Source organism: Ruminococcus flavefaciens (assembly GCF_900143025.1).
Classification (GTDB): Bacteria; Bacillota; Clostridia; order Oscillospirales; family Ruminococcaceae; genus Ruminococcus; species Ruminococcus flavefaciens_I.
In genome coordinates, this window is record NZ_FRCT01000010.1 from 18,254 (window position 1) to 30,838 (window position 12,585).

Consider the following 12,585-nt stretch of genomic DNA (forward strand, 5'->3'; position numbering starts at 1 on the left):
GCTAAAATACTTGTGGTAAAAAATATTATTTATTATACGGACACATTCAATTTCTTGACAATATAAAATAAATTTGATATACTTTCTTTAATGGATATATGCAGTTTTTTCCGACTGCGTAAGAGCTGTCCGTGCGCATAATTCCCGACGCAGGGAGCTTGCGCTTTTTTATTTATAGGTTTTGAAAGAAAGGCGGTGAAGCTGAATGAAGAGAGCTTTCAGAGCTGCGGCAGCGGCATTTCTGACCTGTATTTTCTCGCTGGGAAGCTCTGTGACCGTGCTGAAAGCGGCTGCGGAGGCAGATGAGCCGTCGGCAGCAACGGCTGCGGCAATGGCTGATGACTACTATCACATAGACGAGTCCGACATGAATATGACCACATTCAGCGATTACTATGACCTTCATTTAGCCGACAGCCGCCCCGATGACGATATATTTATAAAAGGAAACAGCTTTATTTCCCACAAAAGAGGTGATATTTACGCAGGCAGCTACACCGACTCTAAGGGCGGTGTCCGAAACGGAGTATTGCTGTGGAACAGTCTTTCGGGAGAGGTGACATATGAATTCGAGGTCGCCGAGGAGGGAGTATATTCCCTTGAAGTAAGCTACTGCCCGATGATATCAAGCAGTTCCTCAATAGAGCTTGAAATGGAGCTTGACGGTGAAGTACCCTATGATACGGCTTCAAGGCTGTATCTCAGCAGAGTATGGGTGAACGAAAAGGATATTTATACCGACAGCCGCGGAAATCAGGTAAGGCCTGCTCAGGTGCAGCGTGAGATGTGGCAGAAGTGCTTTTTCGGCGACAGGGACGGACTTTTCGGAGAACCCTTATTTTTCGCGCTCAGCAAGGGAAAGCACACTCTTAAACTCAGCTCCGAGCGTGCGCAGCTGGCTATAGAGAGTCTTTGCTTCCGCAATCCCAAGGAGCTTCCTGACTACAGTCATTATAAATCGGCTGTAGCTGCTGATGTGACAATAGAAAACACTGCTTCGGCAAGCTTCAGGATAGAAGGTGAGAGTGCTGCATATAAGTCAGACCCCACACTTTACCCTACATATGATAATACAAGCTATCTTGCATCGCCTTCTGACCCATGCAAGGTGGTATACAATACCATAGGCAGCGGCAGCTGGCGAAAGGCTTTGCAGTCGGCATCGTGGGATATACCTTCTGACAAGGTTGGCAGCGGCGGCTGGTACAAGATAGGCATAAAGGCGAGACAGGACCAGATACGCGGCTTCTGCTCGGCAAGAAGAATATATATCGATGGCGAAGTACCGTGCAGTGAGCTTGACAGCGTGAAATTCCGCTACGATACGGACTGGTCTGTTGTAAGTCCCAAAAGCGGCGGCGAGAATGTTTACGTATGGCTTGAGGGCGGAAAAGACCACACTATCACCCTTGAAGCCGTACCAAGCGATATAAGCGAGTACCTTCGCAGGCTGGAGGGCGATGTTTCGGAGCTAAACACCTATTACAGAAAGGTGCTGATGATAACAGGACCTACTCCCGATAAGTATACGGACTATTACGTACATGAGAAGATACCAGAATTAGTGGATAAATTCAGAAGCATTTCCGCGGAGCTGAAGGACGTACAGAAGGGCATAGAAAAGCTTTCCGATTCAAGCGGTTCCGAGGCGGCTGCACTGGAGAATATGGCGGTAATACTTGATAAATGCGTTGATAAGCCCTTGAAGATACCGTCCTACCTATCGCAGATAAAGGACAGCATCACTTCGCTTTCCGCATGGCTGAGAGATAACCGCGACCAGCCTCTTGAAGTGGACTACATAGAGTTTGCGACTGCTGACCGCAAATTCACAAGCTGTAAGGAAAAGCTTGGAAAATCGCTGAAATTCGGCTTCGATGCCTTTATCGGCTCTTTCTTTGAGGACTACACCACCCTCTCCGATGTTACGGGAGAGGACGCAATAGAGGTGTGGGTATCTCTGGGTCGCGATCAGGCTCAGGTAGTCAAGGAAATGACGGAAAATCAGTTCACACAGGAAACGGGAATACCTGTTTCAGTAAATCTTGTGACAGGCGGAGTAGTTGAGGCTACACTTGCGGGAAAGGGGCCCGATGTGGCGCTTTTTCTCGGCGGAGAATTCCCCGTGAATCTTGCTGCAAGAGGACTATTAGTCGATATATCACAGTTTGGCGACTATGAGGACGTAAAGCAGCGTTTCCAGAAGAACGCCATGACGCAGTACAGCTTCAATGGCGGCTGTTACGGACTGCCCATAAGTCAGAGCTTCCCCATGATGTTCTACCGAAAGGACGTACTGACCGAGCTTGGGTATACCTCTCCTCCCGAAACATGGGAAAAGCTCATAGATATGCTGCCTGCCCTGCAAAGGAACTATATGTCGGCAGGACTTGTTCTGCCGCCCAATAATATATCTCCTGCCACCGAAACGGGACATACCTTTGCGATGCTCATGCTGCAAAAGGGCGTGAACTATTATAATGAGGAGCAGACTGCTTCTACCTTCAATTCTGTAGAGGCTGTGCAGTCCTTTGAGGAGTGGACGGATTTCTATACAAAATACAGCTTTGAGCAGACCTACGATGCTTTCAGCCGTTTCAGAACGGGAGAATATCCTATAGTTATTGCAAATTATACCTTCTTCAATCAGCTTACGGCGGCTTCGCCCGAAATAAGCGGCTTGTGGGACTTCTGTCCCGTCCCCGGAACTGTAAGGGCGGGCGGTACGGTATCTCATGCGGCTAATTCCAACGGTGCGGGAGCTGTTATATTCAAGAAGGTAAAGAACAAGGAAAACGCATGGAAGTTCATAAAATGGTTCACCGATACGGATACCCAGGTGCAGTATGCTTCGCAGATAGAGGGACTTCTCGGTACTCTCGGACGCTTCGATACTGCAAATGTTGAGGCATTGGGACAGCTTTCATGGTCGGAGGACGAGCTTGCAAGGCTCAGAGCCCAGCAGCAGGAACTTGAGGAGATACCAATAATACCTGCTTCATATGCTGTTACGCGAAATATAATGAATGCTTTCAGAGAGACTATCAACGAGAAGGCAAATCCACGCGATACGCTTATATGGTACAACAGGGACATAAACGAGGAAATAACCCGAAAACGCAAAGACCTCGGACTTGGATAGATAATAATTCGGAATTAGAAATTAGGAGTTAGGAATTATTGGTGTCCGCCATTTGGCGGACAGATCAATTAATCGCTTGAATTTTTCGGAGTAAGCCAACAAATTAATTCCGCATTCCGAATTATGAATTCCGAATTTAAAAAGAAGGGAGTGTGAAAAAATGGCTGTTTCAGCAGAAAATATCGGAAAGCGCACCAAAAAGGAAAGGCGGACTATGCTCTGGCGCGATATAAAGAAGAATAAGGGCTGCTACGGAATGATAGCTCCGTTTATGATATTTTTTATCGTATTTACGATAATACCCGTAGTTATGTCGCTCCCTATGGGCTTTACCGATTTCAACATGGTACAGCCCCCGAAATTTGTAGGACTTTCAAATTTCACCACTCTTTTCCTTTCTGATAAGATATTTATGAAGTCCATAAGAGTTACGCTGGTATTCGCACTTTTTACAGGTCCTGTGAGCTATGTGCTGTGCTTTTTGCTGGCGTGGCTCATAAACGAGATGCACCCGAAGCTGAAAACAGTTTTCACCCTCATATTCTATGCACCGTCCATGGCTAATGTATATACGGTGTGGCAGCTTATTTTCAGCGGCGATATGAACGGCTATGTGAACTCGTTCCTCATAAATCTGGGTATTATAAATTCGCCTGTGCAGTGGCTCACGGACGGAAGATACGTCCTCGGAGTAACTATAGTGGTACAGCTCTGGATATCTCTCGGAGCAGGCTTCCTTGCGCTCCGTGCAGGATTTCAGAATATAGACCGCTCCATGTATGAGGCTGGTGCTATCGAGGGAATACGCACACGCTGGCAGGAGCTTATATACATAGTTATACCGTCAATGGGACCGCAGCTCATGTTTGCGGCTGTAATGCAGATAGTAAGCTCATTCACCGCAGGCACCGTAGCGCAGAACCTTGTAGGCTTCCCGAGTACGGATTATAAGGCTCATACTATTATGACACACGCATTCGATTACGGCTGGCAGCGTTTTGAAATGGGCTATGCTTCGGCGATATGCATGGTGCTTTTTGTTGCCATGTTCGCCTGCAACAAGCTCATAAACAAGGTGCTGGGCAAATATATGGACTGAGGAGGCGGAGCTTTGGCACAGGTAAATACGGCGAAGCTTCACGCTTCAAACCGACAGGCAGGCAGAAAAACAGGGGGAAGTGTTGCAATATTCCTTATTCTTGCCATTCTCGGACTTTTCATGGCTCTGCCTATATATCTTACAATAGTAATGTCCATAAAGCCTATAGAGGAGCTTTTTGTGTTCCCGCCGAGACTTTATGCGGCAAGACCTACTCTTGACAATTTCAGGGATATGTTCAGGGTACTGCACCAGAACCGCGTACCCTTTTCAAGATACGTATTCAACAGCGTTTTCGTTACCGCTGCGGTAACTGTATTGCAGTGCTTTTTCTCGTCTATGGCGGCATTTGTACTGGCAAAGTGCAAGTTCCCGGGCGGAAAGATAATAAACGGCATAATCGTTGTCGCACTTCTCTATCAGAGCAATGTCATATACATAATGCAGTATATCGTTATGGCGAAGCTCCACATGATAGACACCTATACGGCACTTATTTTTCCTGCTATAGCTTCGCCTATGGGACTTTTTCTTATGCGTCAGTCAATAAGTCAGGTGCCGGACTCCATGATAGAAGCGGCAAAGGTGGATGGTGCGGGACTATTCCGCATATGCTGGCAGGTAGTCATGCCAAATCAGAAGCCTGCACTTATGACACTTATTATATTTGCATTTCAGGGCGCATGGAATATCCAGACAGGCTCGGTTGTTTTCAGAGAGGAGTACAAGACCCTGCCTACCGTTGTAAGTCAGGCGGCTGCTTCGGGACTTGCAAGAGCAGGCGTTGCAATGGCAGCAGCAGTGTTCCTGCTGATACCGCCTATCGTGATATTCATGCTGGCACAGAGACAGGTCATCGAAACTATGGCTCATTCGGGCATCAAAGATTAGCGTAGGGGCGAACAGTGTTCGCCCGTCAGCACTTAGCCTTTAGCCATTAGCTGCATTTAAATTTGGAATTAGGAATTGTGGTGTCTGCTTGCGCAGACGGATTAAAATGTAGGGGCTGATGCCTACATCAGCCCGTGAAAAGATGTGCCGTAAGCGAAGAACAAGGCGTGATTTTGTAAAGAGTGAGCGAGTTTACGAGCGTCAACGTGGCAGGGAGCGCAGGCTCTGCGCTGTAGGGGCTGATGTCTACATCAGCCCGTGAAAAGATGTGCCGTAAGCGAAGTACAAGGCGTGATTTTGTAAAGAGTGAGCGAGTTTACAAGCGATAACGTGGAAGGGTGCGCAGGCTCTGCGCTGTAGGGGCTGGCGTCTCGACAGCCCGTGTTCGGGCGGATATTATCCGCCTGAAAAAGCGGCAGAGCCGCTCCCTAAGGGCTAAAGGCTAACGGCTAAAACGAAAGGAGTGTGACAAGTGAATATGAAAAAGAAGCTCATGGGCGTAATATCGGCACTTGCCGCACTCTGCATATCTATGACGGCTTCTGTTGTATCTGCGGCAGAGCCCTATGACTCCTATAACTACGACCGCTGGGGCGAGGCTGTCCCCTCGCAGGCAGGATTTTCTGCGGAGCGTTCAGTATCGGGATATGATCTTGGCGTGGGAGCCTTTGACAGTCCAAGCGACATATTCTGCGACCATGAGCACATCTTTTACATCGTAGATACGGGAAACGACCGCATAGTGGCTGTAAATCCCGACTTTGACGATGTTGTGAAAGTGTATGACAGCTTCACTATGCCCGACGGTTCGAAAACTACGCTCAATAAGCCTATGGGAGTCTATGTTTCGGCTGAAAATGACTATATCTACATCGCGGACAGCGACAATTCCCGTGTGCTTATTTCCGATAAGTACGGAAATGTACAGGGCGAGATAAAAAAGCCAGAGTCCGAGGTCTATGACCAGAAAAGGACTTTTCTGCCTCAGAGAGTTCTTGCGGACAAGGCTGGGAATGTATACGTAGTTCTCGGCAATATAACCACAGGTGCGGCTATGTTCGCTCCTGACGGCAGTTTCATGGGATTTTACGGCGCAAATCGTGTAGAGCCTACAGCAAAGATAGTCAGCAACTACATAAGAAGCATATTCATGTCCGATGAAAAGAAGGCTAAAAGAAAAAGAACTGTCCCCACAGGCATCACAAGCTTTGATATCGACGGCGATTTTATTTTCACCTGTACCTCATCGTCTACGCAGACAACAGATACCGTGAAGAAGCTCAATGCCGCAGGAAAGAATATTTTTGCGGATCTGGAGCTTTCCTTCGGCGACTTCAGACCTGTTTACGACACCTCGCAGAACAAAGTGCTTTCGCCTGCGATAGTGGATATAGATGTGGCTGAGGACGGCTGCATAAACTGTCTTGACTTTACTACGGGCAGGGTATTTCAGTACGATGAGGACTGCAATCTGCTGTTCATTACAGGTGCAGTGGCAAAGCAGACAGGCGGCTTCGACCATGCGGCGGCACTGGAGTCCCTTGACAATGATCTGTATGTTCTGGACTCCTCAAAGGATACGGTGACTATTTTCAGAGAGACTTCCTTCGGAAAGGCAGTCCACAAGGCTGCTGCGCTTTACAACGCAGGATATTACGAGGAGGCTCTCGGACCGTGGCAGGACGTTCTGAAGCGTGACGGAAACTATCACAGAGCCTATGTCGGCATAGCTTCGGCACTTCTCCGCAAGGGCGACTATAAGGGCGCGATGAAGTACGCGAAGCTTTCGGATTCGGGAGATATATACAATAAGGCTTTCGAGGGCTACCGCAGGGAGTTCCTGAAAGAGCATTTTACGGCTATAGCCGCAGGACTTGTGCTGCTTACCGCAGGTCTGATCGCTTGCGGCAGGATAAGGAAAAAACGCAGAGCACGGAAAGCTGCGGAGAAAATATCGGAAAAGGAGGAGAAGCAGACATGATGGATCTTACTCAGAAGCAATGGGTAAAATATGCAGTGACCCACCCCTTTGAAGGCTTTGAGGATATGCGCTGGAAAAAGTCGGGTTCGCTGAAAATAGCCATGTTCATCATAGTTCTGCTCTTTTTCGGACAGATATTCCACGGCAGACTTTACGGCGCACAGTTCTACATAAGCTATGACAAGATCTTCAATATTATCCCTTATATAGTGCGCAGCTTCGTGCTTTTCGGGGCGTGGGTCATAGGAAACTGGGCTGTCTGCACTCTCCTTGACGGTGAGGGAACATTGAAGAATATCTGTATTTACAGTGCATATGCGCTCATACCCTATGCAGTGCAGCTTTATATAAATGTGGGGCTTTCTCATATACTTATACGCGATGAATACATCTTCATGCAAGTCATAGAGATAATTGGCACGGGTTGGACGGTGCTGCTGCTGTTTTCGGCTGTGAAGTCGGTGCATCAGTATTCTCTCGGCAAGACCGTATTTGCGGTAGTCCTGACAGTTGCCGCAATGCTTATAATGCTTTTCCTGCTGGTGCTCTTTATGTCGCTGATACAGCAGGTATACATATTCATATCCACTATCTACACCGAGCTGTCCTACAGGGCAAGAGTCTGAGGAGGCGGCGGAATGGGCAATATAAGAAAGCTTCTGCTGTGTTTCCTTGCGGTAGCGTCCCTGACTATGTCGGGCAGGACTTTTGCTGCTGAGGAGGATATGGAATTATCCGTTGAGACCTCTGATTCGGACAGCGGAGAGAACGAAAAGGCAAAACGCTCGGAGACCGTTGAGAAGGTGGAGCTTTCCGCTGAGGATGCGGAAAAATACCTTGAAAAGGTAGGAACTGCCGACGGCTATGACATTTACCGCAAGGACAAGGACTTCGATGATAAGCTTTGGGAGTCCGTGGGCGGAAAGCCTAAGAGCAAAAAGGACTATACCGAGGAGCAGAAGCTGGTTTCCGACAAGATAGACGAGCTGAAAAAGATAGGGGAACTTGTGGCTGTTGATACAAAGACAGGAAAAGCCGCAGCCTCCTTCAAAAGCGGCAGTAAGTGCGATGACGGAAAGCTGTGGATAAGCGATGCAGGAAGATTTTTTATCGTTACCGATGAAGATGCATCGAAGATAGTAAGAGTAAGGAAGATAATCTCCTCCCTTGACAGTAAATACGCCTTTGTTTCGGCTGACGGAAAAACGCTGGAGCTTCTGCAAAGGGACATGAAAAAGCCTGATATTACGCTCTCCTACAGCGGAAAAGAGGACGGAAAGAAGGTATACAAGGCTGAAAGCGGCGAATTTGCGTGGCTGACAGCTGATGGCGTACACTTCCTCGGCGTTTTCAGATACGGTGCGGAAAACGACAAGCTCCGCATGATAGTTGATGACAGAAGTGCCATATTCGGCATTGAAAATAAGGAAAACGGCTATATATGGTGGTCATCTCCCCTTGAAGCGGCTCAGGACAGGACTGCCACATCTCTGCTTGCAGATGAACTCAGGTCATCGAATATGCTGAGATACGGTGTACCCCTTACCCGCTCGGGAAATAATATGCTCAGGTCGGGCAGCGAGGGGGACTGCAAGTTCACGGTCAGCGATATCAGGGACGGCATACGTGTGGTCTATAACTACGATAAGGCAGGCTTTAAATATCCCGTGGAGTATACCCTCGAAGATGACCATTTGAAGGCAAGCGTAAAGGTATCGGAGATAGAGGAGAGCAAGAACGGCAATATCGCTACGGAAATGACCGTTCTCGGCTGTTTTGGTGCTGCCTCCGACAAGGAGGAGGGATATTTCGTTATCCCCGATGGCAGCGGTGCGCTTGTGCGCTTCAATAATAACCGCTGTTTCCAGACAAATATATATCAGCAGAGAGTCTACGGAAACGATGTTACGGCTGTACCTCAGACAAGGGGAGCTGTGACCGAGCAGATATATCTGCCTGTTTACGGCATAGTCAAGGAGGACAACGCTCTGCTCGCTGTTGCGTCGAAAGGCGACTCCAATGCCTATATCACGGCAAATGTGTCGAAGCAGTCCAACAGCAGCTATAATATTTGCAGATTTACCTTTATACTTCGTGCTATGGACAGCTTCTATATGTCGGGCAACAGCAATGAGCGATATACCGTCTTTGAAAAGGGTGCTATAAAGTCCGACGATATCGAGATGCTGTATTATCCTATCTCGAAAAAAGGTGCGGACTATACAGACGTAGCTGCCCGTTACCGTCAGTATCTCATGGAGGAGCAGGGAGTCGCAAAGAAATGTACTGCCGACAGCTCCGCCCTTTATCTCGGACTTTACGGCGGTACTATGAAAAAGAAGAATATCCTCGGCATACCTGTTGATATGAAGACCTCTGTTACGGACTATTCTCAGGCGGCAGGCATTATCGGCGACCTGAGTGCAAAGGGCGTTGAGGATATGGTCATATCCTACAGGAACTGGACAAATGACGGCATAAAGAACAAGGTGGACACTGATGCCGAGCCATCGGGAAAGCTTGGCGGCAAGAGTGATTTCAAAAAGCTTACCGACCTTGCGGACAAGAAGGGCTATGCTCTTTATCCTGTTTCGGATAACAGGGATTTTCTTTCGGGCAACGGCTACTACTCCTTTACGGATACGGCTGTAAGAGTATCGGGAGCTTATTCGCAGATAGTAAGCTATGACCGCGCCTACGGTATCCCTGACGGCTTCAGAAAGAATATGTCACTGCTTTCGCCCAGCTATTACGGGAAGGTATTCGGTGATATCGCTAAAAACTACTCAAAGGCAGGTCTTGACGGCGTATCTCTTGCAAGCCTTACTACTTCTCTTTACGGAGACTACGGCAAGAAGAATATTTCCCGTGCAAAGGCTGAAAAAATGCTGGCGGACAGCTATAAGAAGATAGATGACAAGCTGGGGAACGGCATACTTGCAGACGGTGCGAATGCCTATGCTCTGCCCTATGTGAGCTGTATCACGGGAGTACCGAGCAGTTCCAGCAGATTTGACCTGTTTGATGAGGATATACCGTTCTATCAGCTGGTGCTCCACGGACTCATACCGTATTCCACAAAAGCCGTAAACGGTGATCCCGACCCAGAAAGGCTCATGCTCATGGCGGCGGCTACGGGGAGCAGTCTCAGCTTTGATATGATATACGAGGAGACGAGCCTCCTTAAAGATACTGAGCTGGATACGCTGTATTACGCCGATCACAGGTACTGGACGGATACTGCGGCGAAGTATCAAAAGCTTATGGAGCCTGTGCTGAGAAAGGTGTCGGACAGCTTCATTACGGGCTATGATACCGACGGAGATATAATTACTGCCGAATACGAAAACGGCACAGTCGTAAAGGTGGACATGAAAAAGCGCACTATCGACTGCGGAGCTGTGCATATAGAGCTTTCCGAGGAAGGAGGGGACGGCTGATGAGCGAAAAAACAGAAGCTCCTGTGGTGAAAAAACATCGCAGAATGTCATATGAGAAAAGAAAGTCGCTTTACGGCTACGGCTTTATAAGTCTGTGGCTGGTGGGAACGGTTCTGTTCTTCCTTATCCCTCTCGGAAAGTCCCTGTGGTATTCCTTCTGTGAGGTCACAGTTGACCCGGGCTCGCTGAAAACTAAGTTCACAGGCTTCGGAAATTACATAAATGCTATTGCGGAAGACCCTTACTATACGGAATATCTGGGCGATACTCTTATAGAGGCACTCTGGAAAACTCCGCTGATACTCATTTTCTCGCTGTTTATCGCAGTGATACTCAATCAGAAGTTCAGGGGCAGGACTCTTGCAAGAGCTGTTTTCTTTCTGCCTGTTATTATCGCTACAGGTCCCGTATTCAAGATAATCAGCGGTGATATGGACTCTACGGGCAATTCGGGAGCACAGCAGTTCTCGACTATGTTTTCCACCGACCTTGTGGGAGAGCTTATGCAGTTTCTCGGTATTTACGGTATCAGCGACAGAATGAGCGATATCATTTCGGCTGTTGCGGATAATATATTCGGTATCGTTTGGAGCTCGGGAATACAGATACTCCTGTTTCTTGCGGCTTTGCAGAATATCCCCTCGTCGGCAAGAGAGGCTGCACAGCTTGAAGGTGCTACTGCCTGGGAGTATTTCTGGAAGATAACCTTCCCATACGTGACCCCTTTCATACTTGCTAATCTTATATTCACAATAATAGATTCGTTCACTAACCCTATGAACAGCGTTATGAACCGTATCGTATCAATGAAAAATCAGTGGGAATTCGGTGCGGCTTCGGCAATGGCGTGGATATACTTCGGTATAGTCCTTGCGGTGATAACCGTTATGGCATGGGCGATAGGACGTTTCATCTATTACGAAAACGACTGAGGAGGGATATGAATGGACGATGTTAAAGCTGTTCCCGAAAAAAGCCTCAGCCAAAGAGAAAGGCGCAGAAAGCAGCGGGAGAATATGTCTGCGGAGGAGAGAGCCTATCTCAGAAGAAAGTCTGTAAAGGACAGAGTGTGGCCGTTTTTCCGCTTTGTTATACTGGTGGGGCTGAGCTTCGTTATATTGTATCCTCTTATCTACATGATAAGCTGTGCTTTCAGAGAAAGGGGAGATATGAGCGACCCTACTGTAATGTGGATACCGAGGCATTATACTCTCGATATAATCAGAGAGACCATAGATGCAATGGACTACTGGGAGACTCTGAAAAATACAGTGCTGCTGAATATAGGCTGCTCACTGGTGCAGGTGGTTGCTTGTGCAATTACAGGCTATGGCTTTGCAAGGTTTAAATTCAAGGGCAAGAAGTTGCTTTTCGGTATCGTTATAATGATGATACTTGTGCCCACACAGGTCATATCCCTGCCCCTGTATACTCAGTTCAGATACTTCGGCATAAAGGGACTGTTTTCAGTTAACCTTATTGACAGCAGACTTACCATGTATCTGCCTGCTATGACTGCAAACGGCATACGTGCAGGACTTATGATACTTATTTTCAGACAGTTCTTCAAAGGGCTGCCGAGAGAGCTTGAGGACGCGGCTTATATCGATGGCTGCGGACCATTTATGACCTTTGTGAAGGTAATGGCTCCTAATGCTGCACCTGCTTTCCTGACGGTTTTCCTGTTTTCGGTGGTGTGGTACTGGAATGATTACTATGTGAGCAATACCTTCTTTACAGCTCCGAAAACAGTTGCACTCATGCTTACGAATTTGGACAGTCAGCTGAAAATAAAGCTGTTCAATGACCCGTCTGTGCAGATAAGCCTGAGAGAGCAGATAGTGTGGAAGGAGGCAGGCTGCCTGCTTTCGATAGCACCTGTGCTGCTCATGTATGTGTTCCTGCAAAAGCACTTCACCGAGGGCATAGAGCGTTCGGGTATCGTGGGCTGAAAAACTCCCTCTATAAAGGGGCAAAAAAACGGATTTTTTCAATGGAAAACCATTGATTATTGAAATGTTAAAATAAAAAA

8 protein-coding genes are annotated in these 12,585 nt (G+C 47.7%); all 8 read left to right on the top strand.

Annotation, left to right across the window (positions count from 1 at the left end; genetic code table 11):
* The first annotated feature begins 205 nt into the window (after positions 1-205).
* The 8 genes from BUB28_RS10930 (at position 206) to BUB28_RS10965 (ending at position 12,505) form a co-directional block, all read left to right on the top strand.
* Positions 206-3,142, top strand: a complete 2,937-nt coding sequence (locus BUB28_RS10930) for an extracellular solute-binding protein (protein WP_072951401.1) — start codon at positions 206-208, stop codon at positions 3,140-3,142.
* Positions 3,143-3,302: 160 nt separating this feature from the next.
* Positions 3,303-4,241, top strand: coding sequence for a carbohydrate ABC transporter permease (locus BUB28_RS10935; protein WP_081373489.1), 939 nt, complete (start codon positions 3,303-3,305; stop codon positions 4,239-4,241).
* Between the two features lie 12 nt (positions 4,242-4,253).
* Positions 4,254-5,132, top strand: coding sequence for a carbohydrate ABC transporter permease (locus BUB28_RS10940; protein ID WP_072951403.1), 879 nt, complete (start codon positions 4,254-4,256; stop codon positions 5,130-5,132).
* Positions 5,133-5,604: 472 nt separating this feature from the next.
* On the top strand, positions 5,605-7,113 hold the full coding sequence (locus tag BUB28_RS10945) for an NHL repeat-containing protein (protein WP_081373490.1): 1,509 nt from the start codon (positions 5,605-5,607) through the stop codon (positions 7,111-7,113).
* Positions 7,110-7,739 (top strand): Yip1 family protein, encoded by a 630-nt coding sequence (locus BUB28_RS10950; RefSeq protein ID WP_072951405.1) that lies wholly within the window; start codon positions 7,110-7,112, stop codon positions 7,737-7,739. The genes BUB28_RS10945 and BUB28_RS10950 overlap by 4 nt, the downstream gene beginning before the upstream one ends.
* 12 nt (positions 7,740-7,751) lie before the next feature.
* Complete coding sequence (locus BUB28_RS10955) at positions 7,752-10,553, top strand: DUF5696 domain-containing protein (RefSeq protein WP_072951407.1); 2,802 nt, start codon at positions 7,752-7,754, stop codon at positions 10,551-10,553.
* Positions 10,553-11,485 (top strand): carbohydrate ABC transporter permease, encoded by a 933-nt coding sequence (locus BUB28_RS10960; RefSeq protein ID WP_072951409.1) that lies wholly within the window; start codon positions 10,553-10,555, stop codon positions 11,483-11,485. Before BUB28_RS10955 ends, BUB28_RS10960 begins: the two co-directional genes overlap by 1 nt.
* A 12-nt stretch (positions 11,486-11,497) precedes the next feature.
* Entirely contained in the window at positions 11,498-12,505 is a 1,008-nt protein-coding gene (locus BUB28_RS10965) for a carbohydrate ABC transporter permease (RefSeq protein ID WP_072951410.1), read from the top strand.
* Positions 12,506-12,585 lie beyond the last annotated feature (80 nt).

What these genes read in the sequence shown, in the direction of transcription:
- BUB28_RS10965 (WP_072951410.1), top strand. Translation starts at nt 11,498, where the DNA reads ATGGACGATGTTAAAGCTGTTCCCGAAAAAAGCCTCAGCCAAAGAGAA.
- BUB28_RS10960 (WP_072951409.1), top strand. Translation starts at nt 10,553, where the DNA reads ATGAGCGAAAAAACAGAAGCTCCTGTGGTGAAAAAACATCGCAGAATG.
- BUB28_RS10955 (WP_072951407.1), top strand. Translation starts at nt 7,752, where the DNA reads ATGGGCAATATAAGAAAGCTTCTGCTGTGTTTCCTTGCGGTAGCGTCC.
- BUB28_RS10935 (WP_081373489.1), top strand. Translation starts at nt 3,303, where the DNA reads ATGGCTGTTTCAGCAGAAAATATCGGAAAGCGCACCAAAAAGGAAAGG.
- BUB28_RS10930 (WP_072951401.1), top strand. Translation starts at nt 206, where the DNA reads ATGAAGAGAGCTTTCAGAGCTGCGGCAGCGGCATTTCTGACCTGTATT.
- BUB28_RS10950 (WP_072951405.1), top strand. Translation starts at nt 7,110, where the DNA reads ATGATGGATCTTACTCAGAAGCAATGGGTAAAATATGCAGTGACCCAC.